22 protein-coding genes are annotated in these 24,005 nt (G+C 63.5%); 15 read left to right on the forward strand and 7 right to left on the reverse strand.

Going from position 1 to position 24,005, the window contains the following annotated elements; translation table 11 throughout:
- Positions 1 to 10: 10 nt before the first annotated feature.
- On the reverse strand, positions 11 to 1,861 hold the full coding sequence (ilvD, locus tag ACTHLA_RS02440) for a dihydroxy-acid dehydratase (RefSeq protein ID WP_440185014.1): 1,851 nt from the start codon (positions 1,859 to 1,861) through the stop codon (positions 11 to 13).
- A 144-nt stretch (positions 1,862 to 2,005) separates the two neighbouring features.
- Between ilvD and ACTHLA_RS02445 the strand changes: the two genes are divergently transcribed.
- The 13 genes from ACTHLA_RS02445 (at position 2,006) to ACTHLA_RS02505 (ending at position 14,596) form a co-directional block, all read left to right on the forward strand.
- Positions 2,006 to 2,389, forward strand: a complete 384-nt coding sequence (locus tag ACTHLA_RS02445; RefSeq protein WP_440185017.1) for a hypothetical protein — start codon at positions 2,006 to 2,008, stop codon at positions 2,387 to 2,389.
- 98 nt (positions 2,390 to 2,487) lie between these two features.
- Positions 2,488 to 3,066: a hypothetical protein gene (locus tag ACTHLA_RS02450; RefSeq protein WP_440185020.1), complete on the forward strand. Its 579-nt coding sequence runs from the start codon at positions 2,488 to 2,490 to the stop codon at positions 3,064 to 3,066.
- Positions 3,067 to 3,104: 38 nt separating this feature from the next.
- Positions 3,105 to 4,106 carry a ketol-acid reductoisomerase gene (gene ilvC, locus ACTHLA_RS02455; RefSeq protein WP_440185022.1) on the forward strand — a complete coding sequence of 334 codons (1,002 nt, stop codon included), beginning with the start codon at positions 3,105 to 3,107 and terminating at the stop codon, positions 4,104 to 4,106.
- Positions 4,107 to 4,284: 178 nt separating this feature from the next.
- Complete coding sequence (gene ilvG / locus ACTHLA_RS02460; protein WP_440185025.1) at positions 4,285 to 5,970, forward strand: acetolactate synthase 2 catalytic subunit; 1,686 nt, start codon at positions 4,285 to 4,287, stop codon at positions 5,968 to 5,970.
- Positions 5,948 to 6,223, forward strand: coding sequence for an ACT domain-containing protein (locus ACTHLA_RS02465; protein ID WP_440185027.1), 276 nt, complete (start codon positions 5,948 to 5,950; stop codon positions 6,221 to 6,223). Before ilvG ends, ACTHLA_RS02465 begins: the two co-directional genes overlap by 23 nt.
- Before the next feature lie 152 nt (positions 6,224 to 6,375).
- Entirely contained in the window at positions 6,376 to 7,317 is a 942-nt protein-coding gene (locus tag ACTHLA_RS02470) for a branched-chain amino acid transaminase (protein WP_440185030.1), read from the forward strand.
- Between the two features lie 151 nt (positions 7,318 to 7,468).
- Positions 7,469 to 8,878 carry a 3-isopropylmalate dehydratase large subunit gene (gene leuC, locus ACTHLA_RS02475; RefSeq protein ID WP_440185033.1) on the forward strand — a complete coding sequence of 470 codons (1,410 nt, stop codon included), beginning with the start codon at positions 7,469 to 7,471 and terminating at the stop codon, positions 8,876 to 8,878.
- Position 8,879: 1 nt separating this feature from the next.
- The gene (gene leuD, locus ACTHLA_RS02480) at positions 8,880 to 9,470 is read left to right on the forward strand and encodes a 3-isopropylmalate dehydratase small subunit (protein WP_440185036.1); all 591 of its coding nucleotides are present in this window, start codon (positions 8,880 to 8,882) and stop codon (positions 9,468 to 9,470) included.
- Positions 9,470 to 10,537, forward strand: coding sequence for a 3-isopropylmalate dehydrogenase (leuB, locus tag ACTHLA_RS02485; protein WP_440185038.1), 1,068 nt, complete (start codon positions 9,470 to 9,472; stop codon positions 10,535 to 10,537). Before leuD ends, leuB begins: the two co-directional genes overlap by 1 nt.
- A gap of 576 nt (positions 10,538 to 11,113) precedes the next feature.
- Entirely contained in the window at positions 11,114 to 11,305 is a 192-nt protein-coding gene (locus tag ACTHLA_RS02490; RefSeq protein ID WP_440185041.1) for a hypothetical protein, read from the forward strand.
- Between the two features lie 84 nt (positions 11,306 to 11,389).
- Positions 11,390 to 13,021, forward strand: coding sequence for a murein biosynthesis integral membrane protein MurJ (gene murJ / locus ACTHLA_RS02495; RefSeq protein WP_440185043.1), 1,632 nt, complete (start codon positions 11,390 to 11,392; stop codon positions 13,019 to 13,021).
- Between the two features lie 5 nt (positions 13,022 to 13,026).
- Positions 13,027 to 14,031, forward strand: a complete 1,005-nt coding sequence (gene trpS, locus ACTHLA_RS02500) for a tryptophan--tRNA ligase (RefSeq protein ID WP_440185045.1) — start codon at positions 13,027 to 13,029, stop codon at positions 14,029 to 14,031.
- Between the two features lies 1 nt (position 14,032).
- Positions 14,033 to 14,596, forward strand: a complete 564-nt coding sequence (locus ACTHLA_RS02505; RefSeq protein ID WP_440185048.1) for a copper chaperone PCu(A)C — start codon at positions 14,033 to 14,035, stop codon at positions 14,594 to 14,596.
- 175 nt (positions 14,597 to 14,771) lie between these two features.
- Here the strand turns inward: ACTHLA_RS02505 and ACTHLA_RS02510 are convergent, their stop codons facing one another.
- A complete protein-coding gene (locus ACTHLA_RS02510) occupies positions 14,772 to 15,518 on the reverse strand; it encodes a dienelactone hydrolase family protein (protein WP_440185050.1) in 747 nt (248 codons plus the stop codon).
- A 57-nt stretch (positions 15,519 to 15,575) separates the two neighbouring features.
- Positions 15,576 to 16,346 (reverse strand): dienelactone hydrolase family protein, encoded by a 771-nt coding sequence (locus tag ACTHLA_RS02515; RefSeq protein ID WP_440185053.1) that lies wholly within the window; start codon positions 16,344 to 16,346, stop codon positions 15,576 to 15,578.
- Positions 16,347 to 16,465: 119 nt separating this feature from the next.
- On the opposite strand from ACTHLA_RS02515, the gene ACTHLA_RS02520 reads away from it, so the two are divergent.
- Complete coding sequence (locus ACTHLA_RS02520; protein WP_440185056.1) at positions 16,466 to 17,056, forward strand: nitroreductase family protein; 591 nt, start codon at positions 16,466 to 16,468, stop codon at positions 17,054 to 17,056.
- 205 nt (positions 17,057 to 17,261) lie between these two features.
- On the opposite strand, the gene ACTHLA_RS02525 is transcribed toward ACTHLA_RS02520, so the two are convergent.
- Entirely contained in the window at positions 17,262 to 18,830 is a 1,569-nt protein-coding gene (locus ACTHLA_RS02525; RefSeq protein WP_440185058.1) for a RecQ family ATP-dependent DNA helicase, read from the reverse strand.
- Positions 18,831 to 19,001: 171 nt separating this feature from the next.
- Here ACTHLA_RS02525 and ACTHLA_RS02530 point away from each other — a divergent pair, with 171 nt between their 5' ends.
- Positions 19,002 to 21,098 carry a transglycosylase domain-containing protein gene (locus ACTHLA_RS02530; RefSeq protein WP_440185060.1) on the forward strand — a complete coding sequence of 699 codons (2,097 nt, stop codon included), beginning with the start codon at positions 19,002 to 19,004 and terminating at the stop codon, positions 21,096 to 21,098.
- A 30-nt stretch (positions 21,099 to 21,128) separates the two neighbouring features.
- On the opposite strand, the gene ACTHLA_RS02535 is transcribed toward ACTHLA_RS02530, so the two are convergent.
- The 3 genes from ACTHLA_RS02535 to rph all read right to left on the reverse strand — a co-directional run bounded on the left by ACTHLA_RS02535 (position 21,129) and on the right by rph (position 23,987).
- Positions 21,129 to 21,869, reverse strand: a complete 741-nt coding sequence (locus tag ACTHLA_RS02535; protein WP_440185063.1) for a M48 family metallopeptidase — start codon at positions 21,867 to 21,869, stop codon at positions 21,129 to 21,131.
- The gene (locus ACTHLA_RS02540; RefSeq protein ID WP_440185066.1) at positions 21,859 to 23,106 is read right to left on the reverse strand and encodes a polyhydroxyalkanoate depolymerase; all 1,248 of its coding nucleotides are present in this window, start codon (positions 23,104 to 23,106) and stop codon (positions 21,859 to 21,861) included. Before ACTHLA_RS02540 ends, ACTHLA_RS02535 begins: the two co-directional genes overlap by 11 nt.
- Positions 23,107 to 23,270: 164 nt before the next feature.
- Entirely contained in the window at positions 23,271 to 23,987 is a 717-nt protein-coding gene (gene rph, locus ACTHLA_RS02545; protein WP_440185253.1) for a ribonuclease PH, read from the reverse strand.
- Between the last annotated feature and the right edge of the window lie 18 nt (positions 23,988 to 24,005).

Raw genomic sequence — 24,005 nt, forward strand, 5'->3', positions numbered from 1 at the left:
GCGGCCGGTTTTAACGCTGCAACTGATCCAGATCGCGCACCGCGCCGGTGTCGGCGGAGGTGACGAGGGCGGCATAGGCTTGCAGGGCTTTCGACACATAGCGGTCGCGGTCTCTGGGCGTATAGGCGTCCTTGCCGCGCGCGTCTTCCGCCTTGCGCCGCGCCGTGATCTCGCTGTCGGGGATGGCGAGGCGGATCGAACGGTTGGGGATGTCGATCTCGATCGGGTCGCCGTCCTGCACCAGGGCGATCAGGCCGCCCGCCGCCGCTTCGGGCGAGACGTGGCCGATGGAGAGACCCGAGGTGCCGCCGGAGAAGCGCCCGTCGGTCAGAAGCGCGCACGCCTTGCCCAGGCCCTTCGATTTCAGATAGGTGGTCGGGTAGAGCATTTCCTGCATGCCGGGACCGCCGCGCGGGCCTTCGTAGCGGATGACGACGACATCGCCCGCTGCAATCTGGTTGTTGAGGATCGCCGCTGAGGCCGCGTCCTGCGATTCAAACACGCGCGCCTTGCCGGTGAAGGTCCAGATCGATTCATCGACCCCGGCCGTTTTCACGATGCAGCCCTTTTCGGCGATATTGCCGTACAGCACGGCCAGACCGCCATCCCTGGTGAAGGCGTGCTCGACCGAGCGGATCACGCCCTTTTCGCGGTCGGTATCCAGCGAATCCCAGCGCTTGGATTGCGAAAAGGCCTGGGTCGTGCGCACGCCGCCGGGCGCCGCCTTGAAGAACTCCGCCACCGAGGAATCGTTCGAGGTCTTGATGTCCCAGTGCGCCAGCGCCGCCGCCAGGGTCGGCGAATGCACGGTCGGCTGTTCGCCGTGGATCAGGCCGCCGCGGTGCAACTCGCCCAATATGCCCATAATGCCGCCGGCGCGATGCACGTCTTCGATATGCACCGTGGCGACGGCGGGCGCGACCTTACAGATACAAGGGGTGTGGCGTGAAATGCGGTCGATATCGGTCATGGTGAAATCGACGCCCGCCTCCTGCGCCGCCGCCAGAATGTGCAGCACGGTGTTGGTCGAGCCGCCCATGGCGACATCGAGCGCCATGGCGTTCTCGAAGGCCTCTTTTGTGGCGATGCTGCGCGGCAGGACGGAGGCGTCGTCCTGCTCGTAATAGCGCTCGGCCAGATCGACAATGGTGCGGCCCGCTTCGCAGAACAGGCGCTCGCGGTCGGAGTGGGTGGCCAGGGTCGTGCCGTTGCCGGGCAGGCTGAGGCCGAGCGCCTCGGTCAGGCAGTTCATCGAATTGGCGGTGAACATGCCCGAACACGAGCCGCAGGTCGGGCAGGCGGCTTCTTCGACGGCCTGCACCTGCGCGTCGGAAATGCGGTCGTCGCCCGCCTGCATCATGGCGTCCACCAGGTCGAGCGCATGCTCCTTATTGTCCCAGACAACCTTGCCCGCCTCCATCGGCCCGCCGGACACGAAGATGCACGGGATGTTGAGCCGCATGGCCGCCATCAGCATGCCCGGCGTGATCTTGTCGCAGTTGGAGATGCAGACCAGGGCGTCGGCGCAGTGGGCGTTGACCATATATTCGACGCTGTCGGCGATCAGATCGCGCGAGGGCAGGGAATAGAGCATGCCGCCGTGGCCCATGGCGATGCCGTCATCGACCGCGATGGTGTTGAACTCCTTGGCCACGCCGCCCGCGCGTTCGATCTCGCGCGCGACAAGCTGGCCAAGGTCTTTCAGGTGGACGTGGCCAGGCACGAACTGGGTGAAAGAGTTGGCGACCGCGATGATTGGCTTGGTGAAGTCGCCCTCCTTCATGCCGGTGGCGCGCCACAGGGCGCGCGCGCCCGCCATATTGCGGCCGAAGGTGGTGGTGCGGGAGCGATAGGCGGGCATGGTCTTCACCTGAATCAAAGGGAAAGCGTCATTTAAAGGCGGCGTCGAGCGCCTGCCTTGTTGCGCCCTATATAGACCCCTGAACCCCTGTGGCAAGGCGCGTTTGCCGTCGGGGAAGGTGGTTGCATCTGCAACCGGGACAGATTGTTTCACGATTCACGCTCACGAAGCCGTGATTTCTGTCATTTTGCAGCGCAATGCAAAAATAAATTGCGGCCTTGCGGCAAATACGGGAATAATATTTTGCTGCATTGCAGTAAAACCGCGTTGCGCCGGAAAATTTTTCCAACAAAACGCCAATTTCCCTTTGCATTTGGCGCAGGCTTGCGGCTATATATCGACACGCAACCGCTCATCGGGGGCGCGGAGTTACGTTTTATGTCGAAAGCCAAGGTCATTGCGATAGGTTCGGACGTTGCGCAACGGGTTTACGCCCTGGCGTCGTCGGCGCTTGTCACCCTGATCGTACTCGACATCGTATCGCTGCTTATTGGGGGCGTGCTTCGCCCCTTGACGCCGGAGTGGTAGCGCAGGTTTGAAACCCCGCTAATGAGGACCAAAATCCTCCCGCTCCATGAAAGAGCGGGATTTTTTCGCACATCTGAATCGCACATAGAGTTATCGTCATGAACGCCATCGCTAATATGAACCGTCAAAACGCCGCCCCCTATCATGGCGCGGGCGACGTGGTGCGCAGCGCCAGCGGTGGGTTCGCGATTCTTCATGGGGCGCTGGCGCCGGAGGGCTGCGTGGCGCGGATCGATGCGTTCGAGGAAACGATTTTTGACGGTCCGGCGCGCGTGTTTGAAAGCGGCGCCGAGGCGATCAGCGGCGTTGCGGCGGGCCGGGTCCGGTCGTGCGACATCGTGATCGTGCGCGGCGACGAGGGCTTCGACGCCGACGTCATCCAGTCTGCGGTCGAGGCCGCAGGTTTAGAGCGCGTCACCCTTATCACCGACGCGGCGGCGCGCGACGCCTCCGGCGCGGTCATCGGCCATGTCGCCCCGTCGGCGGCGGCGCGCGGTCCGATCGCCTATGTCAATGACGACGACATCATCCATATTGACCTGACGTCCGGCCGCATCGACGTCATGGCCGATATCGAGCTGCGTCGCGGCGTCAAGGCGCAGAAGCCCGGCAAGGCCGTCTTCGGCGCCGGCGCCTTGCAGAAATACGCCCGCCTGGTCACGGCGGCGCATAAATAACCCCCATCCCGACCTAGAAAAGACCTACGGAGACCATTGTGAAGATCTATACGAATGACGACGTTTCGCCCGACAGCCTGAAGGGTGAGCGCATCGCCATCATCGGTTACGGCAGCCAGGGCCGCGCCCACGCCTCGAACCTGAAGGATTCGGGCGCGGACGTCGTGGTCGGCCTGCGCCCCGGCGGCGCCGGTGAAGTCAAGGCCAAGGCTGACGGCCATACGGTCCTGTCGGTCGCCGACGCCTGCAAGGACGCGACCATCATCGCCATCCTGACCCCGGACATGACGCACGCCGACCTCTATAAGGACGTGATCGAGCCGAACGCGCCCAAGGGCGTCGCGCTTCTGTTCGCGCACGGCTTCTCGGTCCTTTATGGCCGCGTCACGCCGCGCGCTGACATGGACGTGATTCTGGTCGCCCCCAAGGGTCCGGGCGATCTGGTCCGCCGCGAATATCAGCGTGGCCGCGGCGTGCCGTCGCTGTTCGCGGTGGACCGCGACGTGTCCGGCAAGGCGGCGCAGAAGGCCCTGGGCTACGCGCGCGGCATCGGCGGAACCATCGGCGGCGTGATCGAGACCTCGTTCAAGGAAGAAACCGAGACCGATCTGTTCGGCGAACAGGCCGTTCTGTGCGGCGGCACGACCGAGCTGGTCATGATGGGCTTCGAAACCCTGGTCGAAGCCGGTTATCGCCCGGAAATCGCCTATTTTGAATGCCTGCACGAGCTGAAGCTGATCGTCGATCTGCTGTACGAAGGCGGTTTCGCCAAGATGCACAGCTTCGTGTCGGAAACCTGCAAGTATGGCGATCTGGTTTCGGGCCCGCGCATCATCAATGAAGAAACGCGCGAGCGTATGCGCGCCGTGCTGAAGGACATTCAGGACGCCACCTTCGCGCGCGACTGGATTCTGGAAAATCAGGCCGGTCGTCCGCGTTACAATTCGCTGATGAACGCCGACCTGAACCACCAGATCGAAAAGGTCGGCGCGGACCTGCGTTCGCGTATGAGCTGGCTGCAAAACAAGCAGGAAGCGTAATTCTTTCATCCTTCCCCGTTTACGGGGAAGGTGGATTTTGAAAGCGTCAGCTTTCAGAAGACGGAAGGGGGGAATTCCACCGTCGGCATCCCCCTCCCACCGCTTCGCGGTCCCCCCTCCCCGTAAACGGGGAGGGATGGATTGGCGGAATGAAATATAAGCAATTTGAGTTTTTACGATGAGCAATCAACCCACCGGAGCGCAACTGGTCATCTCCACGCTGAAGGCGTTGGGGGTCGATACCCTGTTTGGCTATCCGGGCGGGGCGATCATGCCCATCTATGACGCGCTGGCCGGGTCCGGCCTGCAACATATTCTGGTCCGTCACGAGCAGGGCGCGGCCTTCGCGGCCGACGCCTGGGCGCGCGCCACGGGCCGCGTCGGCGTCTGCATGGCCACGTCCGGTCCCGGCGCCACCAATCTGATCACTGGCATCGCCAACGCCTATATGGATTCCGTGCCGATGGTCTGCATCACCGGTCAGGTCGCCTCGCACCTGATGGGCACGGACGGCTTCCAGGAAGTCGATATTCTCGGCATCACCCTGCCGATCGTCAAACATTCGTGGCTGGTCCGCGATCCCGCCGACATTCCCGCCATTCTGGCCGAGGCCTTCGCCATCGCCGCCGAGGGCCGTCCGGGTCCGGTGCTGGTCGATATTCCGAAAGACGTCGCCTCCGCCCATGTCGCGACCGCGCACCCGGCCAGCTTCCCGGCCTGGACCGCGCCCGCGCCCGACCTTAAGGCCATCGAAGCCGCCACCAAGATGATCGAGCAGGCGAAAAAGCCTCTGTTCTACGCCGGGGGCGGCGTCGAAATGGCCGGGGCCTCGCCCGCCATGCTGGAGTTGGTCAGGCGCACCGGCATCCCCATCGTCACCACGCTCAAGGGCATCGGCGTCGTGCCGACCAATGAGGAGCTGTACCTGGGCATGCTGGGCATGCACGGCACGCGCGCCGCCAACCATGCGGTGCAGGAATCGGACCTGCTGATCGCGCTGGGCGCGCGCTTTGACGACCGCGCCACCGGCAAGCTCAATGCCTTTGCGCCGAACGCGAAGATCATCCACGCCGATATCGACGCCGCCGAGATCAACAAGCTGCGCAAGGCCGACATCGCCATTCACGGCGACCTGAAGACCACCATTGAGAGCCTGAAACCGAAAGTTTCCGGCATTCAGAAGTGGGTCGAGCAATGCAAGGCCGACAAGTGGGAGCACCGCTTCCGCTATAATGCGCCGGGTCAGGGCGTCTATGCGCCTGCCCTGTTGAAAATGCTGTCGGAAAAGGCGGGCGAGAAATTTATCGCCGCCTGCGATGTCGGCCAGCATCAGATGTGGGTCGCGCAGCACTGCGAATTCCCCAATTGTCGCGCCCACCTGACCTCGGGCGGTTCCGGGGCGATGGGCTATGGCCTGCCCGCTGGGGTCGGGGCCAAGCTGGCCAAGCCGGACCACCATGTCGTCACCATTTCGGGCGACGGCTCGTTCATGATGAACATTCAGGAGATGGCGACGCTCAACCGTTACCAGATCCCGCTGAAGATCGTGCTGCTGGACAATTCCTCGCTGGGTCTGGTCCGTCAGTGGCAGCAATTGTTCTATCAGGAAAATTACAGCGAGATCGACCTGTCGGACAATCCCGACTTCGTCGTCGTCGCCAAGGCGTTCGGGCTCGATGCCTTCCGCATCACCCATCGCCACGAAGTCGAGGGCGCCATCGACCGGCTGCTGGCCGCCGAGGGGCCGACCCTTTTGCATGTTTTGATTGATCCGCGCGAAAATGTGTGGCCGCTGGTGCCGCCGGGCGCGTCGAACGCGGAAATGATGGAGGAGCGCTGGGATGAGCCACTTGATTCATATTGAGCTGGATCGTCTCGAAGGCAGCCTGATCCGCGTGATCGGCCTGATCGAGCGGCGCGGCTTCCATATCGACGCGATGGAGCTTTACGATCTCGGCGAGGACAAGCGCGGCGCGTCCGTGACGGTGCGTCCGCGCGATCCGTCGCGCAATGCCGACATGCTCGGCCTTCAGATCGACCGGCTTTACGGCGTCAGGCGCCTGAACGAAGCGCCCGCCCGCCCCAAGGCGGCGGCGAAGCAGAAGCAGAGCGCCTGATCATGACGCAGACAAGACACATAGGAGAAGGTCATCGGGGCCGTTGTCGCGGCCCCGGCGGCGTAGGGAGCGGAATTTAAAAATCCGTCTTTGCTGGCGTCCGCGAAGGGCGTACAGACATTCCCAAACTCTCTATCGAATGGCTAATTCACATGACCAAACTGGCTGACAATATCTGGATCAATGGCGAAACCGTCGCATGGGACGACGCCAAGATTCACGTCATGACCCACGCCCTGCATTACGGCACCTCCGTTTTCGAGGGCATTCGCTGCTACAATACCCCTAACGGCCCGGTCGGTTTCCGCCTGACCGACCATATGCGCCGCCTCGAAGACTCGGCGCGCATCTATGGCATCAAGATTCCCTACACGCTCGATCAGATGGTTCAGGCGTGCAAGGACATCGTCAAGGCCAACAACCTCAAGAGCGCCTATTGGCGTCCGATCGCCTTTCTCGGCGAAAACGGCATGGGCGTCACGCCCAAGGGCGACGTCAAGGTCGATCTGGCCATCGCCGCCTTCGCCTGGGGCGCGTATCTCGGCGAAGAAGGCCTGAACAAGGGCGTCGATGTCTGCGTCTCGTCGTGGCAGCGCGCCGCGCCGAACACCATCCCGAACGCGGCCAAGATGGGCGGCAACTATCTGTCCTCCTACCTGATCGGCAAGGAGGCGCGCGGGCGCGGCTATGTCGAGGGCATCGGCCTCGGCACAGATGGTCGCCTGTCGGAAGGGGCGGGCGAGAACCTGTTCCTGATGATGAACGGCAAGATTCACACCCCGCCGGTGGCGTCTTCGATCCTGGGCGGCATTACGCGCGACTCGATCATCAAGCTGGCCAAGGCCGACGGCATCGAGGTCATCGAGCAGGCCCTGCCGCGCGAAATGCTGTACCTGGCGGACGAGGTCTTCATGTGCGGCACCGCCGCCGAGATCACCCCGATCCGCTCCATTGACGACATCCCGACCCGCGCCGGCGGCCCCGGCAAGATCACCAAGCGTTTGCAGACCCTGTTCCACGGTCTGTTCAACGGCACGACGGAAGATCGCTTCGGCTGGCTTGAGCCGGTTGAGGCGACCGTTCCGGCAGAGTAATTTTTTCTCCTCCCCTGCTTGCGGGGGAGGGGGACCACGAAGTGGTGGAGGGGCCGCCTCCGCCAATGCCCCCTCCGTCGCGGACAAGCCGCGACACCTCCCCCGCTGCGCAGGGGAGGAGAAAATAGAGCGAACAAGAGCCCTGAAGACCATGCCCAAATCCTTATTCGAAAAAGTGTGGGACGCCCACGTCGTCGAGCCGGAAGGCGCGCACAGCCCCGCCATCCTCTATATCGACCTGCACCTGGTCCACGAGGTCACCTCGCCGCAGGCCTTTTCCGAGCTGGAGGCGCGCGGCCTCAAGGTCCGCCGCCCGGACCGCACCTTCGCGACGCTCGACCACTCGATCCCGACTCTGGCGCCCGGTGTGGACGGCAAGCGCCCTTACGTAACCGCGCAGGCCGAGATTCAGGTGCATACGCTGGAACAGAACGCCGCGAAGAACGGCGTCCGTCTGTTCGGCTATGACGCCGAAAACCGCGGCGTCGTCCATGTCATCGGGCCGGAAATGGGCCTGACCCAGCCGGGCTTCACCGTGGTCTGCGGCGACTCGCACACCTCGACCCACGGCGCGTTCGGCTGCATCGCCTTCGGCATCGGCACGTCGGAAGTCGGCCACGTGCTGGCGACGCAATGTCTGGCGCAGCGCAAGCCGAAGACCATGCGCATCAATATCGAAGGCAAGCTGCAACCGGGCGTCACCGGCAAGGACGTGGCGCTGACCGTCATCAACACGCTCGGCTTTTCGGGCGGCACCGGCTATGCGCTGGAATATGCCGGTTCCGTGATCCGCGATCTCGATATGGAAGGCCGCATGACGGTCTGCAACCTGTCGATCGAGGCGGGCGCGCGCTGCGGCATGATCGCGCCGGACGAAAAGACGGTCGAATGGCTGCGCGGGCGCGAATATGTGCCGTCGGGCGCGGCGTTTGACGAGGCGGCGAAGTCATGGCTGGCGCTGAAGTCGGATGACGGCGCGGTCTTCGATAAGGAAATCACGATTGATGGCTCCAAGATCGAGCCGATGGCGACCTGGGGCACCTCGCCGGATCAGGGCGCGCCCATCGTGAACGGCGTGCCGGTGGCCGCCAATGAGGATCAGGCGCGCGCGCTGAAATATATGGGCTTCACCGGCGGCGAAAAGCGCGAAGTCGAAAAGGTCGATGTGGTTTTCATCGGTTCCTGCACCAATGGCCGCATGGCGGACTTACGCGCCGCCGCCGAGGTCTTTAAGGGCCGCAAGGTGGCGCCGGGCGTGCGCGCCCTAGTCGTGCCGGGCTCGGAATGGGTGCGGATCGAAGCCGAAAAGGAAGGCCTGCATCAGATCTTCCTTGAGGCGGGCGCGGAATGGCGTCTGCCGGGCTGTTCGATGTGCATCGCTATGAACGGCGATTTCGTGCAGCCGGGGCAACTGGCCGTCTCGACCTCCAACCGCAATTTCGAGGGCCGTCAGGGCCCCGGCTCGCGCACCGTGCTGGCCTCGCCCGCCACCGCCGCCGCGTCCGCCGTCGCCGGCCATGTCGCCGATCCCCGTCAATTCATGGCTCTGGAAAGCGCATAAGATGAGCAATCAGGAACCCATCAACACCTTCTCGTCGCGCATCGTCGTGCTGCCGGAAGCCAATATCGACACCGACCAGATCATTCCGGCGCGCTTTTTGACCACCACCACCAAGGCGGGGTTGGGCAAGGTCGCGTTCAACGACTGGCGCTATAATGCCGACGGCTCGAACAAGGATTTCATCCTCAACACCATCGACCCGACGGAGCATCGCGTGCTGGTGGCGGGCAATAATCTCGGCTGCGGTTCGTCGCGCGAACACGCGCCCTGGGCGCTGATGGATTACGGCTTCAAGGCCGTGATCTCGACCGAGATCGCCGACATCTTCAAGTCGAACTCGCTGAAGAACGGCCTGCTGCCCATCGTGGTCGATCAGCCGACCTATGACAAGCTGATCAAGAACCCGCAGCAGCGCGTCACGGTCGATCTGGAATCGTGCAAGCTGACGCTGGAAGACGGGACCGAGTTCACCTTCCAGGTCGAGGCGTTCGCGCGCGAATGCCTGCTCGAAGGCGTGGACGCCATGGGCTGGCTGTTGAAGCGCATGCCGGAAATCGAAGCTTACGAACAATCGCACGGAAAGGCCGCCTAATGGGAACCTTCAACATCACCGTCCTGCCCGGCGACGGAATCGGCCCGGAAGTCGCGGCGGCGGGCGTTGCGGCGCTGAAAACCATCGGCGACGTCTATGGCCACAGCTTCAATTTTGAAGAAAAGCGCATCGGCGGCATCGCCATTGACACCGATAACAACCCCTATCCCGAAGACACCGACAAGGCCTGTCTGGCGGCGGACGCGGTGCTGCTCGGCGCGGTCGGCGGGCCGAAGTGGGATCTGGGCAAGATGCGCCCGGAACAGGGCCTTCTGGCCGTGCGCAAGTCGATGGGCCTGTTCGCAAACTTACGCCCGATGAGCGTCACCCCATCTCAGGTGCAGCGCTCGCCGCTCAAGCGCGAAGTCGTCGAAGGCGCGGACATGCTGATCGTGCGCGAGCTGACCGGCGGCCTCTATTTCGGCAAGCAGACCCGCACCGAGGACATGGCCATCGACGAATGCGTCTATACCGTGCCGGAGATCGAGCGCGTTGCCCGCGTCGCCTTCGAGGCCGCACGCAAGCGCCGCAACAAGGTCACGAGCGTCGATAAGGCCAATGTCATCGAGACCTCGCGTCTGTGGCGCGAAACGGTGATGAAGATGCACAAGGCCGAATATTCGGACGTCGAGCTGGAGCACAACCTCGTCGATTCCATGGCCATGCACCTCGTCACCCGCCCGACCACGTTCGACGTGGTGGTGACGGAAAACATGTTCGGCGACATCCTGTCCGACCTCGCCTCGGTGCTGCCGGGCTCGATTGGGCTTCTGGGTTCGGCCTCGCTGGGTAATTCGGGCAAGGGCCTGTACGAGCCGATCCACGGTTCCGCGCCGGACATCGCAGGGAAAGACCTGGCCAATCCGATCGGCACGCTGAAATCGGTCGCCATGCTGCTGCGCTTCTCGCTGAACCTCAATGCCGAGGCCGATGCGCTTGACGCCGCCATCGACGCGGTGGTGGAAAAGGGCGTGCTGACCCGCGATCTCGGCGGCACGGCCTCCGGCTCGCAGGTTGCGGCGGCGATCAACGACCAGATCAGAGCCGCGGCCTCGGTCGGCGCGTAAGGCGTTCACCGGCTTAAACGCTTAGCCCCGCGATGCAGGCTGCATCGCGGGGCTTCGCTTTATGTGTCACATCTCCCCTCGTGAAGGGAGAGGACGGGAAGCAAGCCGCCTTAGCGGCGCAGGCGACCGGGTGAGGAGGTTTCGGACCGTTGCGCTCAGCCGGCGGACGGCCCCTCACCCGATCGTCTTCGCTTCGCTCGTCTCTCGTCCTCTCCCCATGATCATGGGGAGAGGGGGTACATTTGAGTTAGACTCTGGCGGTAGCGGTAGCGTGGCGCGATCCGGAATATCTGGCTTATCTGGCTTATCTGTGGATACCCTTTCCTGCTGTCGTCGGAGCAGGCACGAAGGTTGGTTTTTTGATCCACAGATGAGCCAGATGTTCATGGTCAACGCACGCTACCGCTATCGCTGCGGCTTAGCTGAAAACACGAACCCCGCGCGTGCAGTCTATATCAGGGGGTTTCGGACATTCGCTCAATCGGTTGACGGCCCCTCACCCGATCGTCTTCGCTTCGCTCGTCTCTCGTCCTCTCCCCATGGTCATGGGGAGAGGGGGTACATTTGAGTTAGACTATGTCGATAGCGGTAGCGTGGCGCGATCCGGAATATCTGGCTTATCTGTGGATACCCTTTCCTGCTGTCGTCGCAGCGGGCGATGAGGTTGGTTTTTTTGATCCACAGATAAGCCAGATGTTCATGGTCGTCGCACGCTACCGCTATCGCCGGGAGATGAGGTCATCGGCCTTGCCGCTGCGCGGCGTTTGAGGGAGAGGCCCGTTAACCCTTACCCGCTTGCGGGAAGGCGGCGCGGGGCTTAAACGATAGGCTCCTCCTTTTTGCCGAGCGCCTATGCCCGACACCGCCTCTCCCGAAACCGCACCCGTCAAAAAGTCCACCGGGCTGGTGCGCAATTCGCTGATCAATGCCGCCTTTACGCTGATCTCGCGCTTTGCGGGCTTTGCGCGCGACCTCGTCATCGCCGCCTATATGGGCGCGTCGGGTAATATCATGGCCGACGCCTACGCCACGGCGCAGAACTTTCCCAACCTGTTCCGCCGCATCTTCGCCGAGGGCGCGTTTTCGACCGCCTTTGTGCCGTCCTATTCCGCCGCTCTGGAGCGCGACGGCAAGGAGAAGGCCGACAAGATGGCGCACGACGCGATGGCGACGCTGGTCTTCCTGACCGTCGCCTTTACGCTGGTCTGTGAACTCAGCATGCCGTGGCTGATGTACGCCTTGAAGCCGGGCTTCGCCGCCACGCCGGAAAAGATGAAATGGGCGGTGATCTTCACCCAGATCACCATGCCCTACCTGCCGTGCATGGCGATTGTCGCGCACCTGGCCGGGGTGCTGAACGCGCGCAACCGGTTTGTGCTGTCGGCGGCGGCGCCGATCCTGCTCAATGCGGTGACACTCATCTGCGTGATCCCGACGCATTCGCCGTTTCAGTCGGCGCTGTGGGCCTCGGTCGGGACGCTGATTGCGGGCGTATTGCAGGCCTCGCTCTTGCTATGGGGCGCGCGCAAAACCGGCGCCCATGTCAGCCTGTCGATCCTTCCGGTCTTCTCGAAGGAGATCAACGCCCTGCTGCTGCTGGCCGTGCCGGGCGCGCTGGCGGCGGCGGCGACGCAGCTTAACGTCTTCGTGTCGCAGTTCTTCTCGTCGGGCGTGAAGGGCGCGACCATGTGGATGGCGATCGCCGACCGCTTCTATCAGTTGCCGCTGGGTCTGGTCGGGGTGGCCATCGGCACGGCGCTTCTGCCCGCCCTGTCGCGCGCCGTGCATGCTCAAGATCATGAGCATGCGCAAAAGACGATGGATCAGGCAGTGGTGTTCGCGCTGGTCTTCGCCCTGCCCGCCGCCGTGGCGCTGGTGGCCATGCCGTATTTCCTCGTCGATGGCGTCTATGTGCGCGGCGAATTCCTGGTCTATGACGCGCAGTGGACGGCGCGCTGTCTGTTCCACTATGGCTGGGGCGTGCCCGCCTTCGTGCTGACGCGGATTTTGAATCCCGCCTTCTTCGCGCGAAAGGACACGTTCGGGCCGATGAAGTTCGCCCTGGTCTCGGTCGTGACCAATATCGTGGTGGGGGTGAGCATGTTCCATGTCATCGGCGTGCCGGGGCTGGCAGTCGGCACCTCGACGGCGGCCTGGGTCAATGTCGTGCTGATGGTGATCGCCCTGCATCGGCGGGGCACATGGACGATCGGTCGGGGCGCGCTTGGCAAGGTGCTGCTGGTGCTGCTGGCCAGCGCAGGCATGGCCGCCTTCTGTTTCGCCGCCGTGCATTTCAGTCCTCAGCTCAAGAGCCTGCTCGGCGAAGGTCTGCCGCGCATCGGCGGTCATGTCGTCGGCGCCAAGGAAATCTCGGTGCTGCTGGTTTCCCTTGTGGGCGTCTTCGTCTATATCGGGCTCCTCTTCGCCAGCGGGGCGGTGCGCCCCTCAGAACTGAAGGCGATGCTCAAACGTCGCCGGGGATAAGTAACGTGACCACCAAACGCATTCTGTCGGGCATTCAGGCGTCCGGTTCGCTCCATCTGGGCAACTATCTCGGCGCGCTGAAAAAATTCGCCGACATGCAAAATGATGATGCCGAGCGCTTCTATTTCATCGCCGACCTGCATGCGATCACCGTCTGGCAGGATCCTGAAAAGCTGCTGTCGCAGACGCGTGAAATCGCCGCCTGCTATCTGGCCGCCGGGGTCGATCCGCAAAAATCGACCATCTTCCCGCAATCTGCCGTGGTCGGCCATGTCGAACTGGCCTGGATCTTCAACTGCGTGGCGCGTCTCGGCTGGCTGGACCGCATGACCCAGTTCAAGGACAAGGCGGGCAAGGACAAGGAGCGCGCCAGCGTCGGGCTTTACACCTATCCGGTTTTGCAGGCTGCAGACATATTGCTCTACAAGGCGACGCATGTGCCGGTCGGCGAGGATCAGCGCCAGCATCTGGAGCTGACGCGCGACGTGGCCAAGAAGTTCAACCACGATTTCGGCGTCGAGTATTTCCCGGTGCCCGAAACCCTCTATCAGGGGCCGGGCGCGCGCATCATGTCCCTGCGTGACGGCATGGCCAAGATGTCGAAGTCCGACCCGTCGGACAATTCGCGTATCAATCTGACCGATACGGCGGACGTGATCGCCTCGAAGATCAAGAAGGCCAAGTCCGACGCCGATGTGTTGCCCGAAGCCGAAGACGGGCTCGTAGGCCGCCCGGAAGCGAAGAACCTGGTTGGCATCTATGCCGCCCTGTCGGGGCAGTCGGTGGCGCAGGTGTTGGCCGAATTCGGCGGCAAGGGCTTTGGCGCGTTCAAACCGGCGCTGGCCGATGTGGTGGTGGACAAAATGTCCCCTGTGTCGGAACGTCTGCGTGCGCTATTGAAGGAACCGGACGAGATCGACCGCGCCCTTATGATCGGCGTCGAAAAGGCGCGCGCCGTCGCGGAGCCGGTGGTCAAGGATGTCAAAAAGATCGTTGGATTATGGGGATAGGATGATGCGCAAGCTTCTGATCGTGGCCTCGGCCATGCTGGTTCTGGCGGGCTGCAACAGCCGCACCGAAACATCGAAAACCGTGGTCAGCGACGGTCAGACGAGCGCCACCACCCAGGTGAAGACGAACGATAATGGCGTGCATTCCGGGCTGAAATTCACCCAGTACGCCGTGCGCGCGGCTCTGGGCGTCAATCCGAATACCGCGGCCTATGTGACGATTGAAAACACCGGACAGACGCCCGACCGGCTGGTTTCGGCCTCGTGCGCCTGTGCGAAAACGGCGGCCTTGCACACGATGAGCATGAACGGGACCATGATGGAGATGGGCGACGCCAAGGACGGTTTCGCCATCGCGCCGGGCCAGACGATCGCGCTGAAACCGGGCGGCGACCACATCATGCTGATGGGGCTGACCGGCCATCCGCAGGACGGCGATTTTGTCGATGTGACGCTGAATTTCGAGAAGGCGGGCGCCATCACCCTGCATATGCCGGTGTCCACGACGCCCCTGGCTTCGGATGGTCAGGCCTCGGACAGCCAGATGTCCGGCATGAAGATGTAAATGCTTCCCCCTCTCCCCTCCATGAGGGGAGAGGACGAGAGCGGAGCGGAGCGAAGGCGATCGGGTGAGGGGCTGTCTGCCGACTGTGCGCAATCTTCGGGCGGCCCCTCACCCGAGGATCGGCGGCTTCGCCTTGCTCCTCGTCCTCTCCCCATGGTCATGGGGAGAGGGGGCTTCACCCCTTGAACACGCACGCGATAAAGCCCTGCATAGCGGCGATGGAGCCCGCCATCGCAACGTCGCTGAAGCGCATGATCGGCCCCTTATTGTCTTCTTCGTCGAAGGCATGGGTGGCGTCGAAGATGGCGGTCTCTATGGCTACGCCCGCATGGCTCAGCCGTTTCAGCACCTTGCAGGCGTGCGATAGCGGCGTCAGGTGGTCGCGCGCCGCCAGTACGGCGAAGGTTGGCGGGCGCCAGACCCAGTTGCGCGTGTTGGAGCGCGCCGGGAAGCCGATATAGGGATAGACCAGGAGCAGGGCCTTGACCTGCGCCATCAGGGCCGGGTCGGGATCGGCCAGCTTCGCCGCGCCGGGCTTATCGAGCGGATCGGTCATCAGGTCCATGAGCGTCCAGCCGCCGTGGCTGAACCCGGCCAGCATCACCTCCGACACACGCGCATCCTGTTTCAGGCCATAAAGCGTCGCCAGCACATCGCCGGTGCGGTCATAGCCCTGAAACACCAGGCCGGTGCAGACGAAGGAGACGGCGAAGGCGCGGTCCCAGCCGCGCGGCGCAAACGAGTCGATCACCAGAGCGCGCACGCCCATGGCGGCGGCGGCCTTGGCGTAGGCGATGACATGCGGACGCAGGCCGCCGCAGCCGTGAAACAGCACGAGGGTGGGGCGCGGCGTCGCATCGTCTGGCCCGAACCATTGCGCGTAAGCCTTCAGCCGCGTCCATCTTTGCGCCATCGTGTCCATGCCAAGGGCTTAGCGCGGATTGACGGTGACAGCAAGATAAATTTGAACCACGTTCAATTATCCCAGCGTTGTGTGCAGAAAATCATTGAACGCCGCCTCGGTCTGTTTGTGGCTGGCCGCGTCATAGGCCATGAGCGGGCCGAAATGCAGGGCGGAATCCTCATCGAAGCAATGTGTCGCCTCCATGACGCGGTAGTCGATGGGAACGCCTTCGCTGCGCAGGTGGTCGAGGATGTGCGTGGCGTGGCTGTGCTGGGTCAGGAAGTCCTGCCGCGCCAGAATGACCTGGGTGCGCGGACGATGCGCCCAGCCGTGCGTGTTGGAGCGCGCCGGAAAGCCAAGATAGGGATAGACGAGAAAGGCGCCGCGCAGGCCCTGCAACGGTTCCGGCGTCGGGTCTTGCAGCCGCGCCTCGCCGTGCCGAGTCAGGCGTTCGGTCATCAGGTCCATGATCGCCCAGCCGCCGTGGCTCCAGCCCGCGACCGCCAGACGCGACGCATCGACCTCGGGTCGCTGCGCCAGCCCCCACAGGGCCGCCAGCACGTCGCCGGAACGCTCATAGCCGTGCAGGGCCAGGCCCGAACAGACCAGGGTCAGGGCCGCCTGATGGTCCCAGCCGCGCGGCGTGAAGGAATCGACGACATAGGCGCGATAGCCAAGCCCGGCGGCACGGCGCGCATAGGCGTGGATGTGCGGACGCACGCCGTTGCAGGCGTGGAACAACAGCACGGCGGGACGCGGCGCGTCGTCGGTGCCATAGGCATCGGGGCCATAGGCTGTGATGTAGGGCTCCAGCATGGAAAATCTGTGCGCCAGCGTATCGAGCAAGCCGTTCGCCCCTTGACATTAAATGTAACAGATACAATTTTAGTTACGGATCGCGGCCCGCCTCCCTCCTGTCAATCAGAATTCGCGGTCTATTGCCAGTTTTAATAAAGGGTATTTGCATGTCACAGCCGCTTCGCCATTCCGATTATCCGATTCAGCCGCAGTTTCTGGAACGCTGGTCGCCGCGCGCCTTTGCCGATCAGCCGATCAGCGAGGCGGAACTGCTGACCCTGTTCGAGGCCGCGCGCTGGTCGCCGTCGGCGTCGAACCTGCAACCGTGGCGCTTTATCTACGGCCTGAAGGGCGAGCCCGAATTCGCCGCCCTGTTGAGCCTGCTCGTGCCGTTCAACGAAGGCTGGGCCAAGGATGCCGCGGCGCTGGTCTTTCTGACCTCCGTGACGACCTTTGACGGCGAGCGCCCCGTGCCGACCGGCAGTTTCGACGCGGGCGCGGCCTGGATGTCGCTGGCCTTGCAGGCGCATGCGCAGGGTCTGGTGGCGCACGCCATGTACGGCATTGATTTTGAGAAGGCGCCGCTGGTGCTGGGCCTGCCCGACACGATGAAGATCGAAGCCGCCATCGCCATCGGCCATCGCGGCGATCCGCAAAGTCTGCCGGAACCCCTGCGTGCGCGTGAGATTCCTTCGGATCGCCAACCGCTCGATCAGATGGTGTTCAAGGGCGCGTTCAGCGGTGCTTTTGGGGCCTGATCCTGATACTTCGGCGCGGGTGGCGGAGGCGTAAGGTTTATCCACAGATAAGCCAGATATTCAGGATCATTGCACGCTACCGCTATCCGGGTCGAAAACCTGAAAATGGCTCCGGCAATGCCGGAGCCGGTCTTTATCGACGCGCACCATCGATAGCGGTAGCGTGAAGCAAATCCTGAATATCTGGCTTATCTGTGGATAAAGCCTATCCCCGCATCCGAAAGCGCAGGTCGCCCCGGAAAAGGCTCCGCACCAGATCGGCGTCGCGTAAGCCGATGATCGGCATGCGGTTGTCGTAGAGGGTTTCCTCAATCAGGCCCGCCGCTTCGCACTGGTCGAGCGCGTGGGCCAGGGTGTCCGCGTCCCAGCCCTTCGCCACGCCGAAAGTCGGCATGCGCGTGGTGAAGTCGGGCTTCTCCGCGACGCCACGCACATGCTCAATCAGCTTTTTACGTCCGCGTGGGCCGTTGAGGCGGTAAAGGGCCGACATCAGCATCTGCGCCGCCTCGGTAATGTCTTTGCCAGCGCCGCGCGCCAGACAGTTGTCGCAATGGCCGCAAGGCGCGCCCGCCTCTTCGCCGAAATAGCGCTTCACGCCCTGACGGCGGCAATCGGTCCCCAGCACGAAGCTGAAGAAGTCGCGCGCCTTCTGTTTTTGCGCGGACTGGTCGGGCGCGCCCTCCTGCTCGCGCAATGAGAGCCGCCGCAACGCCCAGCCAAGATCGCCGGGGCCGTAAAAGCAGACGCCGAAGGCGGGCAGACCGTCGCGGCCCGCGCGCCCGACCTCCTGCCAGTAGGCCTCCATCGAGGACGGCGGATCGGCGTGGATCACGAAGCGCGCATCCGCCTTGTTGATCCCCATGCCAAAGGCGATGGTGGCGACCATGATGCGAACCTTGCCGCTCATGAAGTCGCTCAGGCGCTGCTCGCGCGTCTTTGCGGGCAGGCCTGCGTGATAGGAAGCCGCTGCGTGGCCTTCGCGGATCAGGGCCTCGGCCAGTTTTTCCGCGCCGTCGCGCGAGCCGCAATAGACGATGCCCGCCGCGCCCTTCTGACGGCGCAGCAACCCAGCCACGGCCTTGGCGGCGGGACCGTTGCGGCGTTCAAAGCGTAAGGAGAGGTTCGGGCGGTCGAAACCCGCGACAATCTCCTCGGCCTCGGGCACGCCGAGCGCCTGTTTGATGTCGGCGCGCGTCTGGGCGTCGGCGGTGGCGGTCAGGGCCAGCATCGGCACGCCGGGCAGCAAGTGCCGGACCTGGCCAAGGGCGCGGTATTCCGGGCGGAAGTCGTGGCCCCACTGGCTGATGCAGTGCGCCTCGTCAATGGCGATCAGACGCGGTCGCAGGCGCGCCATGCGCTCCAGCACAAAGCCCTGCATCAGGGCTTCGGGCGACAGGTAGAGAAGGTCGAGCGTCCCGGCCTTCGCCTCGTCCCAGATGCGCGTGCGCTCGTCGAGGGTTTGCGAGGAATCGAAGCGTTCGGCGCGCACGCCGCGGCTTTTCAGCGCCGCCACCTGATCGCTCATCAGCGCGATCAGCGGCGAGATCACCAGCACCAGACCGGCGTGCAGCAGGGCGGGAATTTGATAGCACAGGCTCTTGCCGCCGCCGGTCGGCAGCACGGCCAGCACGTCGCGTCCGGCCAGAACGGCGCGCAGCACCTCGGCCTGACGCCCGCGAAAACCGTCATAGCCGAAGACCTCGCGCAGAACCGCCTCGGCGTCATCAAGACTGGGTGCGTCAAGATCGGGACTGCGAACGGAGGCGTCGGGCATGGTTTCGCCGGTAAGCTGGTTCGTCGGTCCTGTTAACCCTTAATTTGGCCAAATCGGCGCTTTACACCTGTCTTAGGTTTAACGCGACAGGGGCCGCGTCATCGGCTATAGAGGTCGGGTCGAGGCGCGACGAAGGGCCGGTTGCAACGGGTCCGCAAGTAAGGATGACGAATGGCTAAGGGTAACGCTCCGCAGGGGGGCAGGGGCCGTGGCGGCCGCACGCCGATTCAGGCCCTGTTGTACTGGGGCACGGTGCTGGTGATCTGGGCGGCGATCTTCACCGTCGCCTTTCTGGGATTCATGGCGATTGGCCTGCCCAGCATTTCCTCGCTGGACAAGATCAACAAGCAGCCCTCGATCACCTATCTTGACCGTTCCGGCGCGCTGATCGCGGTGCGCGGCTCGCAGGCGGCGGCGGCGGTCGATATCGACAAGCTGCCCGACTATGTGCCGCTGGCCTTCGTCGCTATTGAGGACCGGCGCTTCTTCACCCATCCGGGCTTCGATCCGATCGGCATAACGCGCGGCCTGTTCTACGACGTGTTCAAGCGCAAGAAGGGCGGCAATCTGGCCGGCGGTTCGACCATCACTCAGCAATTGGCGCGCAATCTGTTCCTGTCGGCGGATCAGAACATCAAGCGCAAGGTGCAGGAGCTGATGATCGCCATCTGGCTTGAGCACAAATACACCAAGAAACAGATTCTGGCCCTGTACCTGAACCGGGTCTATTTCGGCGCCGGCGCCTATGGCATCGAAGCGGCGTCGCAGCGCTATTTCAACAAGCCGGCCAAGGATTTGAGCATCGGCGAGGCGGCCATGCTGGCGGGCCTGATGAAGGCGCCCAACTCCTATTCGCCCTTGTCGGATCAGGAGCGGGCGGGCAAGCGCGCCCTGATCGTGCTCAACGAAATGGTCGACTCCAAGGTGATCACGCCGGAACAGCGCGACGAAGCCCTGCGCACCCCGATCAATGTCTCCAAGACCCTGGCCTCGGCGCATGCGCAGTATTTCGTCGATTGGCTGGATTCGCAGGTGCGCGAACTGGTCGGGCCGAACAATACCGAAGACCTGATCGTCGAGACCACGCTCGACCTGCCGATCCAGACGGATGCGGAGCGGGCGGTGCAGACCATTATGGCGCGCGACGCGAAAAAGGGCGTCGAGCAGGCCGCGCTGGTCTCGGTCGATGGCGAGGGGCGCATCCGCGCCATGATCGGCGGCGTCTCTTACGCCGACTCGCAATATAACCGCGCCACCATGGCCAAGCGTCAGACCGGGTCGTCGTTCAAGCCGTTCGTCTATCTGGCGGCGATGGAGGCCGGTTATCAGCCTTCGACGCCGGTGGTGGACGAACCCTATTCGATCGGCGACTGGTCGCCGCAGAATTATGAGAAGACCTATATGGGTCTGATCGACCTGCAGACCGCGCTCGAACACTCGGTCAATACCGTGGCGGCGCGTCTGGCCAATGATGTCGGTCGGGGCAAGGTGGCCGAGGTCGCGCACCGTCTGGGGATTACATCGTCGATCAATACCGATCCGGCGATGGCGCTCGGCACCTCGGAAGTCGCGCCAATCGAGATGGCGCAGGCCTATATTCCATTCTCCAATGGCGGCTACAAGGCGTCGGCGCACGGCATCATCCGCATCCGCACCGCCTCGGGCAAGGTGCTGTATCAGTACCGCGACCCGTCGCAGGACGGCGGGCGCGTGCGCGTGATCAACAACCCGCCTCTGATGGAGATGAACCAGATGATGCGTGTCGTCATGCACGGCGGCACCGGCACGGGCGCGGCGATTCCCGGCTACGATCTGGCGGGCAAGACCGGCACGACCAGCGACTTCCGCGACGCCTGGTTCGACGGCTATACCGGCGGCTTCGTCACCGTGGTCTGGGTCGGGCGCGACGACAATACGGTGATGAAGGGCGTGACCGGCGGCTCGACTCCGGCGGCGATCTGGAAAACCTATATGACCTCGGCGCTGAAACGCATTCAGGTCTCGCCGATCCCCGACGGTCCGCCGGCCAGCGGAACCCTGTCGCCGGTGGCCGAGGACGCCTTGCAGGATCTGCTCGGCTCGCAGGCCAGCGCCTATGCGGCGTCGCAGGCGGCGGCCAATGACAACCAACAGCAGACCGAGGACGGCCTGCCGCCCATGGTCACCATGCAGCCGATTCCGAACCCGGAAGATAAAAAACCGGCGGCGAAGAAGGACGATCCGTCGCTGGACGACATCTTCTCGCAGGCCCAGAAGAAGAACCAATAATGAGAAAGCCCCGGCGTCGACCGGGGCTTTTTACGTAAACCGGAACAGGCTGTGGCCCTGTTCCTTCAGCCATGTGCGCGCCGGTTTCCAGTCCCTGCCGTAAAGCTCGGTGACGGTGGCCCAGAAGGCGGGGCTGTGGTCGGGGTGTTTGAGATGCGCGACCTCGTGCGCGACCAGATAGCTGAACACCTCGCGCGGGGCCAGGATGACGCGCCACGAATAGCGGATCGCCTTGCGTCCCGGCGTACAGGAGCCCCAGCGCGCCTTGGCGTCGAACAGCGAGACCTTGACGCCGGAAACGCCCAATCGGGCCGCGCAGGCGTCGGTTTCCGTCTGGAAAGCTTTTAAAGCCTGAGCGCGCAGGTAACGCTCGACGCGGCGGGCGTAAACTTTCGCGTCGCCGCTGGTCACCAGCCGCCAGCCGTCTTCGCCCTCGACGGCGCGCGGCGTGACGACGCCCGGCGCTTCGGCCAGGGTGACCGGATGGCCGCGTATCTCCAGCCTCAGACCGGGCGCGAACGGCGCGCGCTCCGGTTCGCGGCGGCGAACCTGCAGAATCCAGTCATGGCGCGCTTTTGCAAAGGCGACCGCGTCCTTCAGGCCGCGGAGCGACGGCGCCGAGACCACGGCCTCGCCGCTTCTGTTGTCGATGCGCAGGGAAATGCGGCGGACGCGGCGGTTGACCTTCAGCCGCAGGACATAATCGCCGCAATCAATCGCCTGTCCGTCGGCGTAAGCCGCGCGCGGCGAAAACCAGCCGTCAGGCGGCATCGTGGCGCGCGATGAAATCGCGGATGCGCGGATAGATTTCGTCGCGGAAGCGCCGACCATTGAAGACGCCGTAATGACCCGCGCCCTTCTGGACGTAAAGTTCTTTCATGGCGTCGGGAATGTTCGGGCACATGCCGTGGGCGGCCTGGGTCTGGCCGACGCCGGAAATATCGTCCTTCTCGCCCTCGACCGTCATCAGGGCGATGTCGGTGATCGCCTTCGTATCGACCTTGCGGCCGCGATGGGTCAGCTCGCCCTTGGGCAGGGCGAATTTCTGGAACACCAGGTCGATGGTCTGGAGATAGAATTCCTCGGTCAGGTCCAGCACCGACAGATATTCGTCGTAAAATTCCAGGTGCTTTTCGATGCTTTCGCCGTCGTTCTCGACCAGAGAATTGAAGTAGTCCCAATGCGCGTCGGTATGGCGCGCCTCGTTCATGCTCATGAAGGAATAGAGCTGCACAAAACCCGGATAGACGCGGCGGCCCACGCCCGGATAGGGCGGCGGCACGGTATGGACCATGTTCGACTTGAACCAGGTGAACGGCTTTTCCTGCGCCAGATCATTGGTCACGGTCGGGTTGAAACGCGCGTCGATCGGCGAACCCATAAAGGTCATCGAGGCGGGCCGCAGGGGATCTTTATCCTCCGCCATCAGGCAGGCCGTCGCCAGCACCGGCGGTCCCGGCTGGCACACGGCGACAATATGGACGCGCGCGCCGATGGCGGTCAGCATGTCGCGAATAGAGTCCATATAGGCGTAGAAGTCAAAACGGCCTTCCAGCACCGGCACCTGACGCGCATTGACCCAGTCGGTGATGTAAACGTCGTGGTCGAGCAGGAACTGGTCGACCGTACCGCGCAGCAGGGTGGCGTAGTGGCCGGACAACGGCGCGACGATCAGCACGGCGGGCTGGGTTTTCTTGATCCCGGCGCGGCGCAGGTCGGTCACGTCACGCTGAAAGCGCAGCAGCCTGACCCAGGGCGAGGACCAGTCCTCGATCGTGCGCACACGTACGTCGCGATCATTGATGCTGACCGTAGTGATGCGCCAGTCCGGCTTGTTGTAACGCTTGGTGACGTTGGAGAACAGCTCGGCTGAGGCGTACATGGTGCGGCCCAGAGCCGTGTCAGAGGCCGGATTCAGCTTCGAGCCCCAGAAGTCGCGCGTCAATTGCGCCATCACCCGGAAAGGCGCCGCCGTGTAATAGGCGTATTCATGCAGCGAATAGAGCATGGTGGTGTGTAAACTCTGTTACCGTTAACCCGAAGGCTAGCATTAACATGTGAAGCCTGCCAATTGATTACGACCGCATCAAATATATTGTGATGCAACACAAAGCATGGTGCGCAGCATGAATGCTCCGTCAAGGCAGCAGGATTGATCGTATTTTCAGAGGTTTATTTGCCTAGCGCGGTTTTTTGCAGGGCGAAAAGCTCGTCCGCGCCTTTGAGCGCCAGGTCGTAGAGCGTGTTAAACTCGGCGCGCGAAAAGCCGCGTTTTTCGCCCGTAGCCTGAATCTCGACGGCGTCGCCGGAGCCGGTGACGACGAAGTTGGCGTCGGTCTCGGCGGTGGAGTCCTCATCATAGTCGAGGTCCAGAACCGGCGTGTTCTGATAGATGCCGCAGGAGATGGCGGCGACCTGATCGAGCAGGGGCGAGGCGGGAATGATCTTGTCCGCGACCAGCTTGTCGCAGGCCTGAGCCAAAGCAACCCAGGCGCCGGTGATTGAAGCGGTGCGCGTGCCGCCATCGGCCTGCAAGACGTCGCAGTCGAGGGTGATCTGGCGTTCGCCCAGAGCTTTCAGGTCGATGACGGCGCGCATCGAGCGGCCAATCAGGCGCTGGATTTCCTGGGTGCGGCCCGACTGCTTGCCCTGCGCGGCCTCGCGGCGCGAGCGGGTGTGGGTCGAGCGCGGCAACATGCCGTATTCGGCGGTCACCCAGCCCTGGCCCTTGCCCTTGAGGAAGGATGGCACGCCCTGCTCCACGGAGGCCGTGACCAGCACCTTGGTGTGCCCGAACGTCACAAGGCACGAGCCTTCGGCGTAGCGCGTCACGCCGGTCTCCAGCGTCACGGCGCGCATCTGATCGGGCTGGCGGTTCGAGGGGCGGATGGTCTTGAGCGCGGCGAG

The organism is Asticcacaulis sp., assembly GCF_051956075.1.
Taxonomy (GTDB): Bacteria; Pseudomonadota; Alphaproteobacteria; order Caulobacterales; family Caulobacteraceae; genus Asticcacaulis.